Below are 22,855 nucleotides of genomic sequence, written 5' to 3' on the forward strand. Positions count from 1 at the left end.
TAAATTTAATAGGTTACTGCTTGCTTTTCTTCTTGGAGCGATGCTCTTTGATGAATTCAGCCAGTAATTGTTCCTGTTCGTCAGTCAGAGCTAGGTTTCCCAGGAGTTCTGGTCTTCTTAGCCAAGTTCGGCCCAGCGACTGTTTTAATCGCCAGAGACGAATATCCTTATGGTTTCCAGATTTCAGTACCGAAGGCACCTCTTTTCCATCTAACACTTCAGGACGCGTATAATGAGGACAATCTAGCAAGCCATTTGCAAAAGAATCTTCTTCTGCTGACGCGAAATCTCCAAGTACCCCTGGTATAAACCGAGACACCGAATCAATCAAAGTCATGGCAGGTAGCTCACCACCCGTCATTACAAAATCTCCAATTGACCATTCTTCGTCAACTTCAGATTGAATAATACGCTCATCTACCCCCTCGTAGCGTCCACAAATAAGAACAATGTTCTCATTAGTAGCCAACTCTTCAACACCTTGCTGGTCGAGCTTGCGACCTTGCGGTGAAAGGTAGATAACTTTCGTCTTTCCTGGTGATGCTTGCTTGGCAGTTTGGATAGCGTCGCGCAAAGGCTGAACCATCATCAACATGCCAGGACCACCACCGTAAGGTCTGTCATCAACAGTGCGATGTTTATCATGAGTGAAATCTCGAGGATTCCATGTCTCAATAGATAAAAGACCTTTTTTAACCGCTTGACCTGTTACTCCAAAATCAGTAACAGAACGGAACATTTCAGGAAAAAGGCTAATTACGCCAACCCACATGTGTTCTCTCGCTCTGTAATTTGGAGTTAGAATCCAGGATCCCAGTCAACTTCGATCCGGCGAGCTTCGCGATCAACTTTCTTGATCACTTGCTCTTCAAGGTACGGAATTAACCGTTCCTTTTGGCCAAAAGCATCTTTTAGATTTGCTTTAATTACTAGAACATCGTTCGAGCCAGTTTCTAATAGGTCAGTAACCTCACCAAGGTCGTAACCTTTAGTGGTAAAAACTTGCATACCAAACAATTCACGCCAGTAGAATTCATCTTCTGACAATTCAGGTAATGAAGCAGGGTCGATAGCAATTTCAAAGTTAGTCATCAGTTGCGCGTCTTCACGAACATCTAATCCCGCTAGTTTACATACATAGCCTTGACCATGACGTTTCCAGCTCTCAACTTTATACTCAACCCACTTGCCCTTTAGGTTTAAATACCAAGGACTGTAATCAAATATGCTTTCAGCATTGTCTGTGTAGGAGAAAACTTTAAGCCAGCCACGAATACCATAGGTAGACCCAAGTTTACCCATAACAATTCTATCGTTTTGCTTGCTCATAGTTTCTTTACCCTTCATCGACATAAGCTATTTCTCTTTAAAAAAGAATTAAGCCGCTTTTTGAGCGTCTTTAACTAGCTTAGCTACGCGGTCAGAAAGAGATGCGCCTTGACCAACCCAATGGTTAACGCGATCTAGGTCTAGACGTAGACCTTCTTCTTGACCTTGAGCTGTAGGGTTAAAGAAACCTACTTTCTCGATGAAACGGCCAGTTGCAGCGTTGCGGCTATCCGCAACTACGATTTGATAGAATGGGCGCTTCTTTGCACCGTGACGTGCCAAACGAATGGTTACCATGTCGTCCTCTTTGCTTTCTTAATAAAATAATTAACCCCAAGTATAAGTAAATAGCTTGGGGTCTCGTGCCAAATTAAAGCCCCGGAATTTTACTCTTATTCAGGGGCAATGCAAGGGATTTAGCTATTTTTTCACCAACATAGCTCCGTATACTTTCTGTGACACGGATAACACTATGAAAAGTAACGTAGCTAAAGGTTACATTTGTAGATTATCGACCAAACGGGTTAAAACCACCACCCATTCCGCCCATACCACCGCCGCCCATCATGCCTTGCATGTTGCGCATCATGCCCTTCATTCCACCTTTCTGCATTTTCTTCATCATTTTTTGCATTTGGGTGAACTGTTTAAGCATACGGTTTACATCTTGTACTTGAGTTCCAGAACCCGCAGCGATACGTTTCTTACGAGAACCTTTAATCAACTCCGGACGCTGACGCTCTTTCATTGTCATGGAATTAATAATAGCTTCCATTTGCTTGAACATTTTATCGTCAACTTTGTCTTTCACATTATCAGGAAGCTGAGACATTCCAGGAAGCTTATCCATCATGCCCATCATGCCACCCATGTTGTGCATTTGACCAAGCTGCTCACGGAAGTCTTCAAGGTCAAAGCCTTTTTTCTCTTTGAACTTCTTAGCGAGCTTCTCTGCTTTTTCGGTATCAACGTTTTTCTGTAAATCTTCAATAAGAGAAAGTACGTCACCCATACCAAGGATACGAGAAGCAACACGATCAGGATGGAAAGGTTCTAATGCGTCAGTTTTTTCACCAACACCCAAGAACTTAATTGGTTTACCAGTAATGTGACGAACAGATAGCGCAGCACCACCACGAGCATCACCATCCACTTTCGTTAAGATAACCCCCGTTAAAGGCAATGTATCGCCAAAAGCTTTTGCTGTATTTGCCGCATCTTGACCTGTCATTGCATCAACAACGAACAGAGTTTCAACTGGCGTAATAGCAGTGTGAAGCTCTTTAATTTCCGTCATCATGTCTTCGTCAATCGCTAAACGACCAGCTGTATCGACAAGAAGTACGTCGTAGAATTTTTTCTTCGCGTGATCAATCGCGCCATTAGCAATATCAATTGGTTTTTGATCAGCAGACGATGGGAAGAAATCCACACCGACTTCAGATGCTAATGTTTCAAGCTGTTTAATTGCGGCTGGACGGTAAACGTCGGCAGAAACAACCAAAACTTTCTTTTTATCACGCTCTGTTAATAGCTTAGAAAGCTTAGCGACGCTGGTTGTTTTACCTGCACCTTGCAAACCAGCCATAAGAATAACAGCAGGTGGTTGAGCGGCTAAATCAAGAGCCTCGTTCGACTCTCCCATTACCGCTTCAAGTTCGGCTTGAACGATCTTAATGAATTCTTGACCAGGAGTTAGAGATTTAGAAACCTCGACTCCTACAGCACCCTCTTTTACACGCTTTACGAAATCACGTACAACAGGTAGTGCAACATCGGCTTCAAGAAGCGCCATACGAACTTCACGTAGCGTTTCTTTAATATTGTCTTCGGTCAAACGACCTTTACCGCTGATATTTTTCAGCGTTTTGGATAGACGATCCGTTAAATTATCAAACATAGTTTTCTCTTCGCTCAATCCTGCGATTATTACTGTCAGTATACATTAGCGCGGATTAGAGTCACACCCGTTGTAAGCCGTTAATAATTCGCAGGTGTGACCTATACCATTGTTCGATTTAAATTGAATATGGTTCGACCATAGCCCAAGCGCGCGATGCAAGGTATAATTCTCTGATTACGACAATCATTTTTTATGGAAACCATGGACAGTCTCATTGCAATAGCAGCAGCCTTTCTCTACGTAATGGCTATATCCACAATTGTTCCCGGTCTTGCTCATCAGACCGGCATTCGCACGAAAACCGTATTCATCAGTGCGTTACTTGCTTTGGTTTTTCATGCTTGGCTGCTCAGCGATCTAATTTTCAATGCTAGTGGTCAAAATCTAAGTATTCTAAATGTCGCTTCTCTCATTAGTTTCATCATTTCTTTTGTGATGAGTGCTGCAATGCTCAAAAACCGCCTATGGTTTTTGCTACCCGTTGTTTATAGCTTCGCGGCAATCAACTTAGTTGCGGCTTCTTTCTTACCTAGTACTTTCATAAAACATTTAGAGCAAGACCCTAAGCTGCTCATGCACATATCCTTAGCTTTATTCTCTTACGCGACTCTTACAATTGGAGCTTTATACGCTCTACAACTCGCGTGGCTAGATCATAAGCTCAAAAAGAAGAAAGCACTTGCCATCAACCCTAACTTGCCTCCTTTGATGATGGTTGAAAGGCAACTGTTTAAAATCATTCTGATCGGTAATTTATTGCTGACTGGTACTTTGCTAACAGGCTTCGTTTTTGTTGAAGATATGTTTGCACAAGGTAAAGCGCATAAAGCGGTTTTATCCTTTATTGCTTGGATCATCTATACCACTCTGCTCTGGGGTCACTACCAAAAAGGTTGGAGAGGTCAGAAAGTTACTTGGTTTGCAGTTGCAGGTGCTAGCATTCTAACATTGGCATACTTTGGTAGCCGATTCGTACAAGAAGTCATACTCACTTAATGGCTTTATCAATAAGGTAAGGGCATCAGTGCCCTTGCCTTAAAAATATTGAATACGCTATATTCAATTAACACCAAGGCCACACCGGTCATAAATTAATCAGAAATAAAATAGGAAAAAAATAGTTTGAACGACATATCAACGGGTATCTTATTTGCGCTACTCGCGTGTCTCATCATAATCTCTGGTTATTTTTCTGGTTCCGAAACTGGCATGATGTCTTTGAACCGCTACCGTTTAAAGCATCTTGCGAATACGGGACATAAGGGTGCCAAGCGAGTCGAGAAACTGCTAAGTCGCCCTGACAGGTTGATAGGCTTAATTCTTATTGGTAACAACCTCGTTAATATTCTAGCTTCTGCCATTGCTACTATTCTAGGTATGCGGATCTACGGTGACATTGGTGTCGCCATTGCCACTGGTGCTCTTACCCTCGTCATTCTTGTTTTTGCAGAAGTCACACCAAAAACTATTGCCTCTTTATTTCCCGAACGAGTTTCCTATGCCAGCAGCATATTGCTGACTATTTTAATGAAGCTTCTTTCCCCTCTCGTTATTCTTGTGAACTTCATAACAAATGGATTCATTAAAATACTGGGAGTAAAAGTTGATCATAATGCACCTGACCATCTAAGTTCAGATGAGCTAAGAACTGTAGTAAATGAAGCAGGAACGCTGATACCTCAACGCCACCAAGATATGCTGGTATCCATTCTCGATTTAGAGCATGTGACAGTAAATGACATCATGGTTCCACGTAACGAAATCACTGGAATCGATATTAATGATGACTGGAAATCTATCGTTCGCCAGCTCACTCACTCTCCTCATGGTCGTGTCGTTTTGTACCGAGATCAGATTGATGAAGTAGTAGGCATGCTGAGATTACGCGAAGCTTATCGTTTAATGCTTGAGAAAAATGAATTCAATAAAGAAACCTTGTTGCGTGCAGCTGACGAGATTTACTTTATTCCCGAATCAACCCCTCTCAATGTCCAACTGCTGAAATTCCAAAGAAATAAACAGCGCATTGGTCTTATCGTTGATGAGTACGGCGATATAAATGGTCTAGTCACACTAGAAGATATTCTAGAAGAAATTGTTGGTGAATTTACGACATCAATTGCTCCAAGTTTATCTGAAGAGATCACCCCTCAAAGTGACGGCAGCTTTTTAATAGAAGGCAGTGCCAATATTCGAGACATTAACAAGGGGCTTCAGTGGGCTTTACCAACAGATGGACCACGAACTCTTAATGGTTTAATTCTTGAGCATTTAGAAGACATTCCTGAAAGTCATCTTAGTGTACAAGTGGCGAGCCACCCAATGGAAATTGTTGAGTTAGAAGAAAACCGCATAAAGTTGGTTAAAGTCTTTCCTCAACTAGTTCAATAGATTTCAATAAACAAAGCATCATCTATTCAAAAATAAGTCGATTGTCGAACACATATAAAAAGAGCCTCATTCATTAAATGAGGCTCTTTTTTTAATCTCTTCACCCTACTTTGTAAATCAACATAAAAGGCAGCAGGTGAACACATCGAAACTAGTCGATTTTTAACTCTTGCAGCATTGATTCAGGCAAAGCCAGTTCATCATTTTTATTCACTGCAATACCTGAAGAAATAATTGCTTTAGCTATATCTTTTGCTTCATCTAAAGAATGCATCGCTGCGGTACCACACTGATATTCATTCAGCTCTGGGATCTTGTTTTGGCTTTCAACTTTCAGAACATCTTCCATTGCCGCTAACCAAGAGTCAGCTACCAGTTGCTCGGTTGGAGTTCCAATCAAGCTCATATAGAAACCGGTACGACACCCCATTGGTGAGATATCAATAATTTCTACATTTGCACCGTTTAAGTGCGCTCGCATAAAACCAGCATATAAGTGCTCTAAAGTATGGATACCTTTTTCAGATAAGATATCTTTATTCGGAGCAGTAAAACGTAAATCAAATACTGTGATGGTATCCCCTTTAGGGGTTTGCATTGTTTTAGCGACACGAACCGCTGGTGCATTCATTCGCGTGTGATCAACAGTAAAACTATCTAATAAAGGCATTGTTCTTCTCCATGACAGTTGGCTAAAAAAACCAACTTCGATTATCTTCCAATTCTTGGCGACATTGCTTTAACTGCCACCCGTAATCTTTTGCTTGTTGTTCGACTTTGCGAGCGACCTTAATTAAAGATGGCTTGCTATTATATGATTTACGCTTATAGCCACCACGCCCTTCGTGATAAGCCAGATATTGATTATATGGGTCCCAAAGGGATACCCCTAGCTGACGACGAGTCTCATGGGTATACCAACCAATAAACATGAGTGCATCATCAAAATTTGTTCTTGAACCACCATGCCCTGTCGCTTTTTGAAAGTCTTCCCACGCAGGATCTTGAGCCTGAGCATAGCCATAAGCACTGCTCACATGTCCCCATGGAATAAAGCCAAGTAAGTAATCTTTGGGCGGTCGAGCATCATGCCTAAAGCTGCTTTCTTGCTTAACAAATGCCATCGCTACATTTATGGGGGTGCCCCACTCTTCTTCCATATCTAGGGCATCATCGTACCAAGACGAGTGCTCTCGGAAAATGCTGCATATGTTGCTTTGCTGTTTTGGTGGGGGGGTTGCACACCCACTTAAAAAAACAGCACAAAAACCAACAGCAAGAAGCTGTCGGTATCGGAAAAATACATTTGATGAACGCATTTTATTCAAACGTCTAATCTCGCTAAATTTAAGCTTTTAGGTACGAGAAATAATCACTCAAAAAGCTATCAAAGTCTTGAGTATCGGCAGACTCAGCTTGATTTTGTGCTGCCAGTGAACGTTCAACTTCAGCCTCCATCAAACTTGCCGAATAAACTTTATATTGATGGTCTTTGTGTTGCTGAGCATAAGCTTTTCCATAGCTACAGCCAACTTTACCCAAACCGCCTAACTTCTTTGTTTCAGCAAGAAGTTGACCTGAAATAGTAAGTTCAGGATTATCAATCCATTGCTCTAACGTATCGCATGTCTCTTGATATGCATGACCGCCTTGTTCAGCGTCCATCACTTCAGCGATCGCTCGTAGATCTTTGAATACTCGTTTAGCCCAATCTTGAAGTGATAGTCTTTCACCTTCACAACCGATTTGTAACTCTAAACCTGGCTGACGCCCCTCTAGAATCACTTTATTCCAGTTGTCGCGCCAGCATTCTAATTCGCAGTTATCCATTTCAGCTGAGTCAGACAACACGCTCCACGTTAGGAACAAATCTAGGAAGCGCACTTGTTGCTCTGTAATACCAATAGAGCTAAACGGGTTAACATCGAGTGAGCGTACTTCAATATACTCAACACCACCACGAGCCAGAGCTTCTGATGGTTTCTCACCATTTTTAGCGACTCTCTTAGGGCGGATAGGGGCATAAAGTTCATTTTCGATCTGTAGCACATTGCTGTTTAGTTGACGGTATTGACCATCAACTTTCACGCCAATTTCAGCAAACTCTTCTGAAGGTGTACGAATCGCTTGATTTAAGCCATCTAAATATTGGTCAAGACTGTTGAAGCCAATTTTCAATACACTTTGCGCACTATTGGTATAGCCAAGGTCACTTAAACGTAAAGCCGTTGCTTTAGGCAAATAAAGCGTTTCGCCAATTTTCTCAAACGGTAGATTTGTTTCGCGCCCTTTGATAAAAGATGAACACAGCGCCGGAGATGCACCAAAGAAGTAAGGGATTAACCAACCGAAACGATAGTAATTACGGATAAGCCCAAAATACGCTTTTGACTTGGCGTCTTTTCGTTCGTCTTCAGTTTGTTCACCCAACAACGTATCCCAAAAGCTTTCTGGGAAAGAGAAATTGAAATGCACGCCTGAGATAATCTGCATTAAGCTGCCGTAACGTCGCTTCAAACCTTCTCGGTATAATGTTTTCATTTTACCGTTATTAGATGAGCCGTATTGCGCCAACTGAATATCATCTTCACTGCCAACATAACAAGGCATCGAAAGCGGCCATAGCTTTTCACTTTCAAGCTTCGTCTGAGTAAAGTGGTGAATATCCGCTAATTGGTTTAGAAGTGTTGGGACTTCATTCGAAACCGGAGTAATGAACTCTAGTAATGACTCAGAAAAGTCTGTCGTTACCCATTCATTCGTCAATGCCGATCCTAAAGATTTTGGGTGCAGACCTAAGGCTAGACGACCATCTTCCTTGTAGCGTAATGTTTCCCTTTCAACACCTCGACCAAATTCAGAGAAGGTCTTAGGGTTAGATGCAACTTGCTTTAGTCGCGCAGCAAAATCAGTCAAAATGTCGTTCACTTATCTTATATCGTTCTGATTAGAACTCATCATAAATTAGGTTATGGAAGAAGGCTACTTTTCGCCTTTCTTCCCCCTTTAATGTGTACTCTAACGGATGATTTCAAGCTCTTCTATTGGAATATCTAGTTTTTCTAGTCGTGGGCGAAGTGAATTAGCGTCACCAACAACAATTATTTGATAATCCTGTGGGTTAAACCACTTAAGAGCAAGGGCATCAAGCGTCTCTTTATCTATGTATTCTACAATTTCATTTCTCTGCTTTAAGTAGTCGTCATCTAAACCTAAAGTTGCGATATTACTTAGCAGCCCAGCTTTTTGACTTGGTGTTTCATACTTAAGCGCATCTTTTTGACCAACAGCTAAACGCATGAAGACCATTTCATCATCTGTTAAACCATTTTTACTAAACTCATCTAACTCAGAAATAAATTCCTCAATGGCTGGTACTGTTGCATTCGCTCTCACTTGAGCAGTAAAAACCACAGCACCATCTTCACGGGTGCTTGCAAAGTACCCTCTTGCACCATAGGTATAGCCTTTATCTTCACGCAAATTCTGGTTAATGCGACTATTGAAGTTGCCCGCTAAATTAAAGTTCGCTAATTGGCTTTGATAAAGTTCACCGGTAGCATCAAAAGGTAGCCCTCGACGTACTAAACGCACGATACTTTGTGGTGCTCCAGGCTTATCCACTAAATACAAGCTTTGCTTATCGAGAGTGTGAACGGCTTCAGGGCGAACAATAGGCGCTGCTTCCCCCTTCCAATTTTCAAAGAATGCTAATTGTTTTTTAATTGCTCTCTTTGAAATGTCACCGACGACAATAATATGCGCGCCTTCAGGCGTGTAATGCTCTTTGTAGAATCGCTTCACATCTGCAAGCGTTAACTTTTCTATTGATTGTTTTGTACCGTCACTTGCTCGACCGAAAATACTATCACCAAATACCACTTCTCTAGTCGCCTGGGACGCCATCCAACTTGGTTGTTGGTGCTGATAAACAATGCCTTCTAACATTTGGTTCTTAACTCTAGCGAAATCTTCAGGTGAGAATTTAGGTGTAAATAAAATTTCTTCTGCGATCTCAAGAGTGGCTGGGAGATGTTTTTCTAAGCTCGATATGGAAATGGATGTGGTGTAGCTGCTAGCACTAATACTAACATTACTGCCTAGCATATCTAATGCGGCTTGAAGCTCTTCAACCGTTCGAGTAGTTGACCCTTCTTCCAACATTGATGATGTTAAGCTGGCTAATCCTTCTTGCCCCTTTTTAACATAGCGCTCGCCAGCCGGTAGTTGAATTTGTAACTGTACCGTTGGGGTTTCACTCGTCTCGGAACCAATTAGCTCAGCACCATTATCATAATGAACACGATATAACTCTGGCATATTTGCTTTTACACCAAAGGTCACTTCAGGCATGACAGTCCTGTCAAAATTATCGATCGCTTTTCTGACGTCAAGCTGCTCTTCTGATGTTTTCGCATACTCAGGGAGTGTGCGGTCAGGTGTAACAAATGTGGCATCTTGTACTGCTAACGATAGCTTCCCTCTAGGAACCACGCTCAGCGTTACCTTTGATTGATCTTTAATGAACGAATCGTAAGCCGTCACGACACTTTCAGGTGTAACTGAGCGAATCTGTTCTAACTGAGTTTCAATACGATCAGGCTGCCCATAAAAAGTTTCATTTGAAGCTAACTGTGACACTTTTCCTTTCACACTTTGTAATGCGAAAACAGCATCGGCTTCTGCCATCCCTGTAATTTGATCGAGCCTCTCTTGAGTTACTCCTTCTTTTTCAAATTTACCCAATGTTTGCATCAACTCTTTATAAAGATTTGTTAAGTCACCCTTATCTCCAGAATCTCCCATCGCATAAACATACATGGTACAGGCAAGTTCGGCACAATCTTGGAATGAACCGGCGCTCACTGCTTTTTGTGTTTTCACTAAGTTTTGGTAAAGGTAACTATTCGTTCCTCCACCTAGTACATTAGACAGAGCATTTAATGATGCTTGGTTGTCTTCACCACGATATGTCGTCGGCCAACCGACCAAAACCATCGGCTGACGAATATTATCTTCTAACGTAATAAACTTATCTTGGGTCAATTGAGCAGGTTGTTTCTCTGCTTGCTCAACTTCTGGACCTCTTGGAATGGTACCGAAGTATTTATTCACCCATTCTAAAGTGTCATCTACATCGAGATCACCACCAATAGTTAAAACCGCATTATTGGGGCCATACCAACGTAAGAAAAATGCTTTAAGGTCATTGACATCAACTCGGTCGAGATCTTCTACATAGCCTATAGGTTGCCATGAATATGGATGTCCTTCAGGGTAAAGCGCTTCACTCATTCGCTCCCACATTAATCCATACGGTCGGTTCTCATAACTCTGAGCTCGTTCGTTTTTAACCGTATCTCTCTGAACTTCAAATTTACGTTGAGAAACTGCGTCAATCAAAAAGCCCATGCGATCTGATTCCAACCACAGCATTTTCTCTAACTGATTAGCTGGGACCGTTTCAAAATAATTAGTACGATCTCGATTCGTTGTTCCATTCAGAGTACCGCCTGCTTCGGTGATAATCTTAAAGTGCTGCTGATCGCCAACATTTTCAGAACCTTGAAACATCATATGCTCAAAGAAATGGGCAAAGCCAGACTTACCAATATCTTCACGGGCAGAGCCTACATGGTAAGTCACATCTACATGCACTAAAGGATCGGAATCATCTGGGGATAAAATAACGGTAAGACCATTTGCAAGCTGGTACTTATTATAGGGAATAACAACCTTATTTGATGAAGCTTCCACTTCTTCAACCAAGGTTACGCCTTCAGGTAAAGACGAAAAGAAAGGGATAGACACAGGTACATTGTGAGAGCAGCCAGCAACGGCAATAAGAGAAAATGTACCAAGTAAAACCTTTTTCATAGGTTCTCCTTAGAAAAAACCAAAATAAATTGCCGCTAATAAGCTGTAACGTAAACCTTTACCAATAGTGATCAACACCAAACTTGGTAAAAATTTCATTCTTAACCAGCCAGCAGCTAAGCATAAAGGGTCACCAATAATCGGCAACCAACTAAATAATAACGTCCAATAGCCATATTTACTTAACCAGGACATAGCCTTATGACCATGTTTCTCAGATTGAGTTCGATTAGGTAACCATAAACCCAGCCAATAATTGGTTAAACCACCTAAGGTGTTACCCAAGGTAGCAATAACAATAATTAAGGCTGTTGAAAATTGATTGAGACTTAAAGTCGCGATAAGCCCAGCTTCAGAACCACCTGGTAACAAAGTGGCACTCAAAAAACCGCTAAAAAATAAAACCCACAAAGCTGAATCAGAAAACCAAAGCGCAACGGTTTCAAATAATGTATTAAAAAACTCTAGCACTGCATATCAACCTTCTTGCATTTTAAGTAGTACCTTGCCTCGCGTATGACCAGTTTCTACTTGTAAGTGCGCAGCTTGAACCTCTTTCATAGGGAAAGTGGTTTGAATTTCTGTTTTTAAAATTCCAACACTGACCATATAAAGCATGGTTTCAAGCTGTTCTGGAGCTGGCTCAACCAGCATTCCTGTCGCTTGAAAACCTAACAATTTGGCTTTCTCACAAATAAGTTCGGCGCTGAGTGTTGGCACCGTCACTACACGAGCTTCGTCGTTTAAACATTTCAATGCATCAAGAGCGGTATCACCACCAACCAAGTCAATTAACACATCTACTTCAGACACTCGTTCAGATGCTGGTGCAAAGTGGTAATTAATCGCATGAGCGCCAAGAGTCGCCATGTAATCCAAGTTACTTTCGCTACAAGTAGTAAACACTTCAGCTTTTGCCGCAACCGCGATTTGTACAGCTAAGTGACCAACACCACCAGCGCCCGCTAAAATAAGAACTCTATCGCCTTCTTTAACTTGTGCTTTATTAATGGCTTGTGCAGCCGTTTGTCCTGCAAGAGGAAGAGCCGCCGCCGCTTCTAATGTCACAGCATCAGGCACTGCACACAAATCTTTTTCTGGGACACATACATATTGACTATACCCACCACCAACTAATGGAAAGCCAATAAAACCCGCAACATTATCGCCGTTCGAAAAGCGACTAACACCGTCTCCACAACTGAAAACTTGTCCTGAAATATCATACCCAGGCACCCAAGGCAGGTTATCTTTATTTTGAGCAGCCGCCCAACCAAGGCCGGCTCTAGTTTTAACATCAATAGGGTTGATCCCAGAAAATGCAACTTTAACGACAACTTCTCCTGATTTTGGCGTGGGTACTGAATTTGTTTGTATCGCTAATGTATTAACTCCACCAAACTCTGTAATCGCAATTTGCTTATTTTCCATTTCAACATTTCCTTGATTGATAAAGCCTGAACGAATAGAACTCTAGTTAAAAAGAAAGGGATGCGAAAGCATCCCTTTGACTATAAACCATTTTGTTTGACTAAGTTAACTGATGGATCTCAAATTAACCGTCAATTGACTTACCCAACGAGCGCCAACAAGATACCAGCTGCAACCGCACTACCCAGTACACCTGCAACGTTTGGTCCCATTGCGTGCATTAACAAGAAGTTTTGAGGGTTAGCCTCAAGCCCAACTTTATTAACAACACGAGCCGCCATCGGAACTGCTGATACACCAGCAGCACCAATAAGTGGGTTGATATCTTCTTTAGAGAAGCGGTTCAGAACCTTCGCCATTAATACACCACCAGCCGTACCAATACTGAATGCCACTGCACCTAACCCTAAAATACCCAGCGTCTCTAAATTCAAGAATGTATCCGCTTGAAGCTTAGAGCCTACCCCTAGACCAAGGAAAATAGTCACAACGTTAATCAGTTCGTTTTGAGCCGTTTTAGAAAGGCGATCAACCACTCCAGCTTCACGCATTAAGTTACCCAAACAGAACATACCTACGAGAGGGGTTGCTGAAGGTAAGAACAAAATCGTCATCAGTAATACAGCAAGCGGGAAAAGGATCTTTTCAGCCTTGCTTACATGACGAAGTTGAGCCATCTTAATTTGGCGCTCTTCAGGAGATGTTAACGCTTTCATGATTGGTGGCTGAATAATAGGAACTAACGCCATATAGCTGTATGCAGCTACCGCAATGGCACCTAATAGATCAGGAGATAATTTACTCGCTAAGAAGATAGCCGTTGGACCATCAGCACCGCCAATAATGGCAATGGATGAAGCATCCGCCATGCTAAATTCCATACCAGGAACGTAATTTAGTAAAATCGCTCCAAATAACGTGGCAAAAATACCAAATTGCGCAGCAGCCCCTAGCCATAACGTTTTTGGGTTCGCAATTAGCGCACCAAAATCAGTCATTGCACCTACGCCCATAAAGATAAGTAGCGGGAAAATACCCGTTTCAATACCAATGTAGTAAACGTAGTAAAGCAAACCGCCAGGATCTGTAAACCCAGCATTTGGGATATTTGCTAATACAGCACCAAAACCAATAGGTAGTAGAAGTAACGGTTCAAATCCTTTACGAATTGCCAAAAACAACAATAAGCAACCGACCAACATCATACAGATTTGGCCAAACTCAAAGTTAGCAATGCCTGTTTCAGACCATAAGGTCATCAATCCTTCCATGGTGCTCCCTTACGCTAAGCTTAGTAGTGGAGCGCCTACAGTAACTGCATCGCCTTCTTTTACATTCAATTCTTGAACGATACCACCACGAGCAGCACGAACTTCCGTTTCCATCTTCATCGCTTCCAAGATAAGCAGAACATCGCCTTCAGCCACTTCTGAACCCGGCTGAACGATAACTTTAAAGATGTTGCCAGCTAATGGCGCAGGAACCGCTTCAGCGTCAGAAGCCGCAGCAGGTGCTGCTTGAACCGCTTGGACTGGTTTAGCTGATGGCGATACAGATGTAAGTTGACCTTGAGGACCAACTTCAACATCATAAACTTGACCATCAACTTTTACGCTGTAGCTTTCAACTCCGCCAGAAGCAGGTTGTGGTGCCGCAGCAACAGGAGCTGCTGCTTCTGCCGTTGGTGCAGGTTCAAACGCTTCAGGGTTACGACGGTTCTTAAGGAACTTAAGGCCGACTTGTGGGAAAAGTGCGTAAGTCAGCACATCATCAACGGTATCTTCTGCCAGAGAGATACCTTCTGATTTCGCTTTCTCTAAAAGATCGGTTGTGAGTGTATCCATTTCTGATTTAAGTAAATCAGCAGGACGGCACGTAATTGGCTCAGCACCATCTAACACTTTCGCTTGTAGTTCAGCATCAACCTCTGCAGGAGCTTGACCGTATTCACCTTTAAGAAGACCAGCTGTCTCTTTAGTGATGCTCTTGTAGCGCTCACCCGTGAGAACATTGATAACTGCTTGAGTACCTACGATTTGAGAAGTTGGTGTTACTAGAGGAATGTAGCCAAGCTCCTTACGTACGCGTGGGATCTCTTCTAGAACCTCATCCATACGATCGGCTGCACCTTGCTCTTTAAGCTGGCCTTCCATATTCGTTAACATGCCGCCAGGGACTTGAGCAATCAAGATACGAGAATCTACACCTTTTAACTGCCCTTCCCACTTCGCATACTTTTTACGTACATCACGGAAGTAAGCCGCGATCGGTTCAATCTGATCAAGCTTAAGGTTCGTATCGCGCTCTGTACCTTCTAACATAGCAACAACCGTTTCAGTTGGTGTATGACCGTAAGTGCAGCTCATTGAAGAGATCGCAGTATCTAGAATATCGATACCCGCTTCAACGGCTTTAACCGCTGTCGCTGTCGATAGACCCGTTGTCGCGTGGCTATGCAGCGCTAAAGGAACATCACACGATGCTTTAATGCGTGTAATCAACTCTTCCGCTTCATAAGGCTTTAACAGACCTGACATATCTTTGATGCACAAAGAATGGCAGCCTAAGTCTTCTAGGCGCTTGGCAAGGTCAACCCATGTATCTGAGTTATGTACAGGGCTCGTCGTGTAAGAAAGTGTACCTTGAGCGTGACCGCCAACATCAATAGTAGCTTTCACTGCTGTCTCAAAGTTACGAACATCATTCATCGCATCAAAAATACGGAAGACATCCATACCATTTTTGTGCGCACGTTCTACAAATTTTTCTACAACATCATCTGCATAGTGGCGGTAACCCAAAAGGTTTTGACCACGAAGTAGCATTTGCATTGGGGTGTTTGGCATTGCTTTTTTCAGCTCACGCAAACGCTCCCATGGATCTTCTCCTAAGAAACGGATGCATGAATCAAATGTCGCCCCGCCCCAAGTTTCAAGAGACCAGTAACCGACTTTATCCAGTTCTGCCGCAATTGGCAGCATATCTTCGATGCGCATACGAGTAGCGAATAGTGACTGGTGTGCATCACGAAGTACCACATCTGTGATAGCTAGTGGTTTAGACATGCTCATAAACTCCTTTTTAATCCTTTTAAATGCTACTTAGCAGTAGACACACGGTATTGACGCACCGCGGCCGAAATTGCTGCCACAACCTGTGGACTAACAGCAGAAGGGTTTGATTGTTTTTTTTGAATTGTTTTAGGTGCTGCGATCGGCTCTGGTACTTCTTCTGGCACCAGTTTAGACATCAACCGAACGAGATAAACTAGAATAGTTAGGAATATAAAGACTACAGACATCCCCGTTAGCATTAGGGTTGCTGCATCTCCTAGCAGGCTTCCAATATTTGTCATGTTGCTTCCTTTCTTCGTCATCCTGACATACGTACAGGACTCAGCGTATTTAATCCCGACCCATGGATTATCTCGATTGGTAAAAGTTTGTCAATTTTGTTTAATGCTCTCTTATAGATAACGCACATATAAGGTCAATAATTCGCCACTGATGTCACATAAATCTAGTAAATGGGTGGTTTTTAGTTATTTAAACTGTGAGTAAATATGCAATAACAAAGAAAATTTAATGAAGATCAAAAAAAAACACAGGAATCGTTAGAAATGCTGAAAATACAATAAGTTAATCAATTCAAATTAACATTTTTGCAACATTTTATTTTGGACATAAAAAAACCTCGAATAATCGAGGCTTTTTTATAAATGTGGCGCGCTCTGGAGGATTCGAACCTCCGACCGCCTGGTTCGTAGCCAGGTACTCTATCCAGCTGAGCTAAGAGCGCACGGGTTTTAGTATCACTTTGTTGTAAACAGCAATTCGTTGTAAACAACAATTCAATACAAGGATTTCCATTCTTATAAGAAATAAACCCTTAAATGGTGGCGCGTCCTGGAGGATTCGAACCTCCGACCGCCTGGTTCGTAGCCAGGTACTCTATCCAGCTGAGCTAAGGACGCACGGTTTTAGTATCAACTTGCTGTAAACAACAATTCAATACAAGGATTTTCATTCTCATGAGAAAAAACCTTAAATAGTGGCGCGCTCTGGAGGATTCGAACCTCCGACCGCCTGGTTCGTAGCCAGGTACTCTATCCAGCTGAGCTAAGAGCGCACGGTTTCGATATCAATAGTCGTTAACGAATTATTAATATCTGGATTTTAATTCATATAAGAAATAAACCCTAAAAGTGGCGCGCTCTGGAGGATTCGAACCTCCGACCGCCTGGTTCGTAGCCAGGTACTCTATCCAGCTGAGCTAAGAGCGCACGGGTTTTAGTATCATTTCATTGTAAACAGCAATTCGTTGTAAACAACAATTCAATACAAGGATTTCTACTCTTACAAGAAAAAACCCTTAAATAGTGGCGCGTCCTGGAGGATTCGAACCTCCGACCGCCTGGTTCGTAGCCAGGTACTCTATCCAGCTGAGCTAAGGACGCACGGTTTCGATATTAATAACAGTTAAACAAATTATCAATATCAGGATTTAAATTCACACAAGAAATAAACCCTAAATAGTGGCGCGCTCTGGAGGATTCGAACCTCCGACCGCCTGGTTCGTAGCCAGGTACTCTATCCAGCTGAGCTAAGAGCGCACGGTTTTAGTATCACTTCGTTGTTAACAGCAATTTGTTGTAAACAGCAATTCAATACAAGGATTTTCATTCTTATAAGAAATAAACCCTTAAATAGTGGCGCGTCCTGGAGGATTCGAACCTCCGACCGCCTGGTTCGTAGCCAGGTACTCTATCCAGCTGAGCTAAGGACGCACGGTGTTCATTCATTGAGAATGAAGTTGTGAAACATATCACATTCTTCTTGCTATGAAGAAAAAAAAAGGCCATCGGCCTGTAATGAATGGCGGTGAGGGAGGGATTCGAACCCTCGATGCGGCTACAAACCACATACTCCCTTAGCAGGGGAGCGCCTTCGGCCACTCGGCCACCTCACCTAATTCATTATTCTCAAGCTACTTAAAGTAAAAAGAGAATGGCGCGCTCTGGAGGATTCGAACCTCCGACCGCCTGGTTCGTAGCCAGGTACTCTATCCAGCTGAGCTAAGAGCGCACATTGTTACTTCTGTGTTTGTGTGCAAATTCAAACGTGCAAGAAATGGCGGTGAGGGAGGGATTCGAACCCTCGATGCGGCTACAAACCACATACTCCCTTAGCAGGGGAGCGCCTTCGGCCTCTCGGCCACCTCACCGTCTTGCGGAGGCACATATTACGTTTTACCGAAAATATGTCAAACATTTTATTTCAAAAAACTGCCTAAAACCGACTGAGTGTTGCAAAATCAATCAAAGCGATTGTAAAATAAACTTTAATCACTATAAAAACGTTTTTTTCTTAAAAATGAATGGGAAGAACACGCTATCAAAATTTAAAAAATTCTGACATTTACCTCTCTCAGTTCTTCCGGGTACTGTTATATCAGAGTTAAGCTGTTCTTAACAATCGAAATCATCAAAAAAGGCTAGCAAAATGCTAGCCTCTTCTTTCACGCAGAAAGTATTAGTAGTTGCCAGGTGCAACGTTACCATTACCTTTTTCAGCTTGAATGCGCATATAGATCTCTTCACGGTGAACAGATACTTCTTTAGGTGCATTTACACCGATACGTACTTGGTTGCCTTTAACGCCCAGTACAGTAACTGTCACTTCATCACCAATCATTAGTGTTTCGCCAACACGGCGAGTCAAAATTAGCATTCTTTGCTCCTTGAGTAATTCTCTAAATTTATCTAGCTACGCGGGCATTATCCAACAAAAGTTATATTTTCGTAAACTATCTATTTAGTTTATTTAACCAAAATGCACTTCTTTTTGAATATGACTGCTCTCTCCGCATGCTGTAATGTATGCATCATGTAGTATGTTAGCCGCTGTATCAACTTGAGTTGGCGATAGCACCAACATTAAAGATTGTTGTGCGAGAGAGTAATGACGTATATCAATATCATTCTTAGACAACAACTCCTGAGAGCTGACCACAATTCCTTGCGCTCGATTACCTACTACAGTCAACAAGCTAACCTGTTCACTATTACGGATTTTCTCATCAAAAACTAGCTTTAATTTTAGACCTGCGTCTTGTTTAATGAGAATCGCTACTCTTTCTGTTTCCTCGATCACACTCCAAACTTCAATACCAAGTAATTGGCACTGTCTTAGCAGTGTATCAAGATCTGTGGGCAAGCATTCCAATTCCAACATGCCATTTTGAATGGCGATTCCCGTGATCTCATTCAAACAGTCATTACCCGCGATAAGAGTTCCCTCGCCTTCTTCAAAGCTCGAAAGCACTCTCAATGGTACATTGTGTCGCCACGCATGCTGAACACATGGAAGATGCAAAACCTTAGCGCCTCTGCGAGCCATTTCTTCCATAGAAGGAAAGTCTAAGGTATCTAATTTCTTAGATTGCTTAACGACTCTAGGGTCGCAGGAATATACACCATCAACATCGGTATATATCTGACACTCTTTCGCTTGAAGCGCGCCCGCTAATGCAACAGCCGTGGTATCTGAACCACCTCGCCCTAAGGTTGTGATATCACCTTTCGCGTTAACGCCTTGAAAACCTGCAACAATGACAATCTGGTCATCATCTAACAGCGCTTTAATAGGAGCAGTATCAATACGCTCAATCGTCGCATTATTATGATTAGAATCGGTGTGTATCTTGGCTTGATAGCCAGTCATCGATGTCGCTTCATAACCCAACTTGTGCAACGTCATCGCTAACAAAGCCATGGAAACTTGTTCTCCAGCCGTTAACAGCACATCCAACTCTCTAGCATTTGGGACGCTATCAACTTGTGAAGCTAAGTTAACTAACCGATTTGTTTCACCTGACATAGCAGAAACGACAACCAGGATCTGGTTCCCTTCATTTTTCGCTTCAATGATTTTTTCTGCTACATGATGGATTCGTTCTATTGAACCCACCGACGTTCCACCAAATTTCTGCACGATAAGAGGCATTTTCACCCTTCCTCACCTTCCCAAGACCAATGTCTATATATGACAAAAAAACACATACTCCGCGTCATGGCGAAGCAATAAAAAATTAACCAAGGAGTCTAACGTTACCATTAGACTTCTTGGTTAATCTCAATCAAACCTTTTTCACACGTTCTTCCATTAGGCAAAATAAAAGATGCCCAATCAGTTGATTGGGCATCTTTGTATCAATTACTTAAGCTTAAAGACGCTCTTCTAGCCAAATACGTACTGATTTAAGCGCTTCAGGTAGTGCTTCAACGTCTGTACCACCCGCTTGAGCCATATCTGGACGACCGCCGCCTTTACCGCCAACTTGCTCAGCAACCATCTTAACGAGGTCACCGGCTTTTACTTTGCCGATAAGGTCTTTGGTTACGCCAGCAATTAAGCCAACTTTACCGTCTGCTACGTTGGCAATCAGGATGATGCCGCTACCCACTTGGTTTTTAGCATTATCAACCATAGTACGTAGGTTCTTGTTGTCTGCGCCTTCAATTGCAGCAACCAGAACTTTAGTTCCTGAGATGTCTTCCACTTTACCCATGATGTTTGCGCCTTCAGCTGCAGCCATCTTTTCTTTAAGCAGTTGGATTTCTTTCTCTAGCGACTTCGCTTTCTTAGCTGACTCAGCCAATTTCTCTTCGTAAGCGTTATTCTGAGCATCAACTGCATCTAGAGCAGCTTCACCCGTTACCGCTTCAATACGACGAATACCCGCAGCGATACCACCTTCAGAAGTGATCTTGAATAGACCGATATCACCTGTGTTGCTCGCGTGGATACCACCACAAAGCTCAGTAGAGAAATCACCCATAGACAGAACGCGAACTTCATCATCGTACTTCTCGCCAAACAGTGCCATCGCACCTTTTTCTTTCGCTGACTCGATGTCCATTATGTTCGTTTCAATCACATGATTCTTACGAACTTGTGCGTTAACTAAACGCTCTACTTCTTTAATCTGTGCAGGTGTTACCGCTTCAAGGTTAGAGAAGTCAAAACGTAGGTTGTCTGGCTTAACTAAAGAACCTTTCTGAGCAACGTGCTCACCTAGCACTTCGCGCAATGCAGAGTGAAGTAAGTGAGTTGCAGAGTGATTCAGTGAGATAGCAGCACGACGCTCAGCATCAACGCGCGCTTCTACTTTATCGCCTTGAGCAAATACGCCTTCAACTAGCTCGCCGTGGTGTGCAAATGCATTACCTAGCTTCTGAGTGTCTTGTACTTTGAATAGACCCGACGCAGTGCTTAGCGTACCAGCGTCACCACATTGACCGCCTGATTCAGCGTAGAATGGTGTCTCTTCAAGGATGATGATTGCTTTGTCGCCAGCCGATAGTGAAGATACTTCTTCGCCGTCAACGAATAACGCAGAAATTTCACCCGCACCTTCAGTACCTGTGTAACCACAGAATTCAGTGTTAGTGTCTACTTTGATCGTTGCGTTGTAATCAGTACCGAACTGACCCGCTTCACGTGCACGCTTACGCTGTGCTTCCATCGCCTTCTCAAAACCTTCTTCATCGATAGTAAAGTCGCGTTCACGAGCTACATCATTAGTAAGGTCAGCTGGGAAGCCGTATGTATCGTAAAGTTTGAAGACTGTTTCACCGTCAAGCTCTTTGCCTTCAAGTGCGTCTAATGCGTCGTTAAGGATAACCATGCCACGCTCTAGCGTGCGACCAAAGTTCTCTTCTTCGATGCGAAGTACTTTTTCAACAAGCTCTTGCTGTTTCTTAAGCTCTTCAGCCGCAGAACCCATCACTTCAGCCAGTACACCCACAAGTTTGTGGAAGAACACGCCTTGTGCACCAATCTTGTTACCGTGACGAACTGCACGACGAATAATACGACGTAGAACGTAGCCACGACCTTCGTTTGAAGGCATTACGCCATCAGCGATTAGGAATGAACAAGAACGGATGTGGTCAGCAATAACGCGCAGCGATTGGTTAGATAGGTCGTCGTGACCCACCACTTCTGCTGTCGCTTTGATTAGCTTTTGGAATACATCAATTTCGTAGTTAGAGTGAACGCCCTGCATGATTGCAGAGATACGCTCAATACCCATACCAGTATCTACAGCTGGCTTAGGTAGCGGTTCCATAGTGCCGTCAGCGTGACGGTTGAACTGCATGAATACGTTGTTCCAAATCTCGATGAAACGGTCACCATCTTCTTCAGGTGTACCAGGACGACCGCCCCAGATGTGCTCACCGTGATCGTAGAAGATTTCAGTACATGGACCACAAGGACCTGTGTCACCCATTGTCCAGAAGTTATCAGATTCAAACTTCTTGCCGCCTTCTTTGTCACCGATGCGAACAATCTTGTCAGCTGGGATGCCTACTTTCTTGTTCCAGATTTCGAATGCTTCGTCATCTGTCTCGTAAACCGTTACTAACAGGCGATCTTTTGGCAGACCGAGTGTTTCAGTCAGGAATTCCCAAGCAAACCCAATCGCTTCTTCTTTGAAGTAATCACCAAAGCTGAAGTTACCTAGCATTTCGAAGAATGTATGGTGACGAGCCGTGAAACCTACGTTTTCAAGGTCATTGTGTTTACCACCCGCACGTACACAACGCTGAGCCGTAGTTGCTCGAGTGTAGGCACGTTTTTCGGCGCCTAAGAAGCAATCTTTGAATTGGTTCATACCTGCATTAGTAAATAGCAGGGTTGGATCGTTATGTGGAACTAACGATGAACTGTCTACGATTTGGTGTTCTTTGCTCTCAAAGAACTTAAGGAACGCGTTGCGAACCTCATCAGTGCTCATGTACATGCAGCTCTTCCTGAAAATAGTCGAGTTAGAATTTTGCCGTATTGTAGATCATGGTTAAGGCTTCGACTAGTTTTCTTGTGTAAATTCCCCGAAATCCCACATAAATACTGCAAATAC

General features: G+C 42.8%; 18 protein-coding genes and 10 tRNA genes. 2 read left to right on the forward strand and 26 right to left on the reverse strand.

Going from position 1 to position 22,855, the window contains the following annotated elements:
* Positions 1–13: 13 nt before the first annotated feature.
* The 4 genes from trmD to ffh form a co-directional block, all read right to left on the reverse strand.
* A complete protein-coding gene (trmD, locus tag OCU78_RS11805; RefSeq protein WP_137373373.1) occupies positions 14–772 on the reverse strand; it encodes a tRNA (guanosine(37)-N1)-methyltransferase TrmD in 759 nt (252 codons plus the stop codon).
* 26 nt (positions 773–798) lie between these two features.
* On the reverse strand, positions 799–1,353 hold the full coding sequence (gene rimM / locus OCU78_RS11810; protein WP_137373372.1) for a ribosome maturation factor RimM: 555 nt from the start codon (positions 1,351–1,353) through the stop codon (positions 799–801).
* 24 nt (positions 1,354–1,377) lie between these two features.
* Positions 1,378–1,626: a 30S ribosomal protein S16 gene (rpsP, locus tag OCU78_RS11815; RefSeq protein ID WP_004410028.1), complete on the reverse strand. Its 249-nt coding sequence runs from the start codon at positions 1,624–1,626 to the stop codon at positions 1,378–1,380.
* Positions 1,627–1,837: 211 nt separating this feature from the next.
* Positions 1,838–3,229, reverse strand: coding sequence for a signal recognition particle protein (ffh, locus tag OCU78_RS11820; protein WP_137373371.1), 1,392 nt, complete (start codon positions 3,227–3,229; stop codon positions 1,838–1,840).
* A 204-nt stretch (positions 3,230–3,433) separates the two neighbouring features.
* On the opposite strand from ffh, the gene OCU78_RS11825 reads away from it, so the two are divergent.
* A complete protein-coding gene (locus OCU78_RS11825; RefSeq protein WP_137373370.1) occupies positions 3,434–4,228 on the forward strand; it encodes a cytochrome C assembly family protein in 795 nt (264 codons plus the stop codon).
* A 126-nt stretch (positions 4,229–4,354) separates the two neighbouring features.
* A complete protein-coding gene (locus OCU78_RS11830) occupies positions 4,355–5,623 on the forward strand; it encodes an HlyC/CorC family transporter (RefSeq protein WP_137373369.1) in 1,269 nt (422 codons plus the stop codon).
* A 151-nt stretch (positions 5,624–5,774) separates the two neighbouring features.
* Here the strand turns inward: OCU78_RS11830 and luxS are convergent, their stop codons facing one another.
* The 22 genes from luxS to alaS all read right to left on the reverse strand — a co-directional run bounded on the left by luxS (position 5,775) and on the right by alaS (position 22,738).
* A complete protein-coding gene (luxS, locus tag OCU78_RS11835; protein ID WP_137373368.1) occupies positions 5,775–6,293 on the reverse strand; it encodes an S-ribosylhomocysteine lyase in 519 nt (172 codons plus the stop codon).
* A 22-nt stretch (positions 6,294–6,315) separates the two neighbouring features.
* A complete protein-coding gene (locus OCU78_RS11840) occupies positions 6,316–6,942 on the reverse strand; it encodes a transglycosylase SLT domain-containing protein (protein ID WP_137373367.1) in 627 nt (208 codons plus the stop codon).
* 28 nt (positions 6,943–6,970) lie between these two features.
* Complete coding sequence (gene gshA, locus OCU78_RS11845; RefSeq protein ID WP_137373616.1) at positions 6,971–8,539, reverse strand: glutamate--cysteine ligase; 1,569 nt, start codon at positions 8,537–8,539, stop codon at positions 6,971–6,973.
* Between the two features lie 102 nt (positions 8,540–8,641).
* Positions 8,642–11,500: a M16 family metallopeptidase gene (locus OCU78_RS11850; RefSeq protein WP_137373366.1), complete on the reverse strand. Its 2,859-nt coding sequence runs from the start codon at positions 11,498–11,500 to the stop codon at positions 8,642–8,644.
* 9 nt (positions 11,501–11,509) lie between these two features.
* On the reverse strand, positions 11,510–11,971 hold the full coding sequence (locus tag OCU78_RS11855; RefSeq protein WP_137373365.1) for a YqaA family protein: 462 nt from the start codon (positions 11,969–11,971) through the stop codon (positions 11,510–11,512).
* Positions 11,972–11,977: 6 nt separating this feature from the next.
* Positions 11,978–12,931 carry an NADP-dependent oxidoreductase gene (locus OCU78_RS11860; protein ID WP_137373364.1) on the reverse strand — a complete coding sequence of 318 codons (954 nt, stop codon included), beginning with the start codon at positions 12,929–12,931 and terminating at the stop codon, positions 11,978–11,980.
* 140 nt (positions 12,932–13,071) lie between these two features.
* Positions 13,072–14,202 carry a sodium ion-translocating decarboxylase subunit beta gene (locus OCU78_RS11865; protein ID WP_137373363.1) on the reverse strand — a complete coding sequence of 377 codons (1,131 nt, stop codon included), beginning with the start codon at positions 14,200–14,202 and terminating at the stop codon, positions 13,072–13,074.
* A gap of 9 nt (positions 14,203–14,211) precedes the next feature.
* A complete protein-coding gene (oadA, locus tag OCU78_RS11870) occupies positions 14,212–15,996 on the reverse strand; it encodes a sodium-extruding oxaloacetate decarboxylase subunit alpha (RefSeq protein WP_137373362.1) in 1,785 nt (594 codons plus the stop codon).
* A 32-nt stretch (positions 15,997–16,028) separates the two neighbouring features.
* Positions 16,029–16,286 (reverse strand): oxaloacetate decarboxylase subunit gamma, encoded by a 258-nt coding sequence (locus OCU78_RS11875; protein ID WP_137373361.1) that lies wholly within the window; start codon positions 16,284–16,286, stop codon positions 16,029–16,031.
* A gap of 366 nt (positions 16,287–16,652) precedes the next feature.
* A tRNA-Arg gene (locus tag OCU78_RS11880) sits at positions 16,653–16,729 on the reverse strand.
* A 98-nt stretch (positions 16,730–16,827) separates the two neighbouring features.
* A tRNA-Arg gene (locus tag OCU78_RS11885) sits at positions 16,828–16,904 on the reverse strand.
* A gap of 78 nt (positions 16,905–16,982) precedes the next feature.
* Positions 16,983–17,059 (reverse strand) — tRNA-Arg (locus tag OCU78_RS11890).
* A 77-nt stretch (positions 17,060–17,136) separates the two neighbouring features.
* A tRNA-Arg gene (locus OCU78_RS11895) sits at positions 17,137–17,213 on the reverse strand.
* A gap of 97 nt (positions 17,214–17,310) precedes the next feature.
* Positions 17,311–17,387 (reverse strand) — tRNA-Arg (locus OCU78_RS11900).
* 79 nt (positions 17,388–17,466) lie between these two features.
* Positions 17,467–17,543, reverse strand: a tRNA-Arg gene (locus tag OCU78_RS11905).
* Positions 17,544–17,640: 97 nt separating this feature from the next.
* Positions 17,641–17,717 (reverse strand) — tRNA-Arg (locus tag OCU78_RS11910).
* Positions 17,718–17,806: 89 nt separating this feature from the next.
* Positions 17,807–17,899, reverse strand: a tRNA-Ser gene (locus tag OCU78_RS11915).
* Between the two features lie 39 nt (positions 17,900–17,938).
* Positions 17,939–18,015: transfer RNA gene (locus tag OCU78_RS11920), tRNA-Arg, on the reverse strand.
* 46 nt (positions 18,016–18,061) lie between these two features.
* Positions 18,062–18,154: transfer RNA gene (locus tag OCU78_RS11925), tRNA-Ser, on the reverse strand.
* Between the two features lie 308 nt (positions 18,155–18,462).
* Positions 18,463–18,660, reverse strand: coding sequence for a carbon storage regulator CsrA (csrA, locus tag OCU78_RS11930; protein WP_009847619.1), 198 nt, complete (start codon positions 18,658–18,660; stop codon positions 18,463–18,465).
* Positions 18,661–18,753: 93 nt separating this feature from the next.
* Entirely contained in the window at positions 18,754–19,935 is a 1,182-nt protein-coding gene (locus OCU78_RS11935; RefSeq protein ID WP_137373360.1) for an aspartate kinase, read from the reverse strand.
* Positions 19,936–20,155: 220 nt separating this feature from the next.
* A complete protein-coding gene (gene alaS, locus OCU78_RS11940) occupies positions 20,156–22,738 on the reverse strand; it encodes an alanine--tRNA ligase (RefSeq protein ID WP_065102962.1) in 2,583 nt (860 codons plus the stop codon).
* Between the last annotated feature and the right edge of the window lie 117 nt (positions 22,739–22,855).

The sequence above is a fragment of the Vibrio gallaecicus genome (assembly GCF_024347495.1).
Lineage (GTDB): Bacteria > Pseudomonadota > Gammaproteobacteria > Enterobacterales > Vibrionaceae > Vibrio > Vibrio gallaecicus.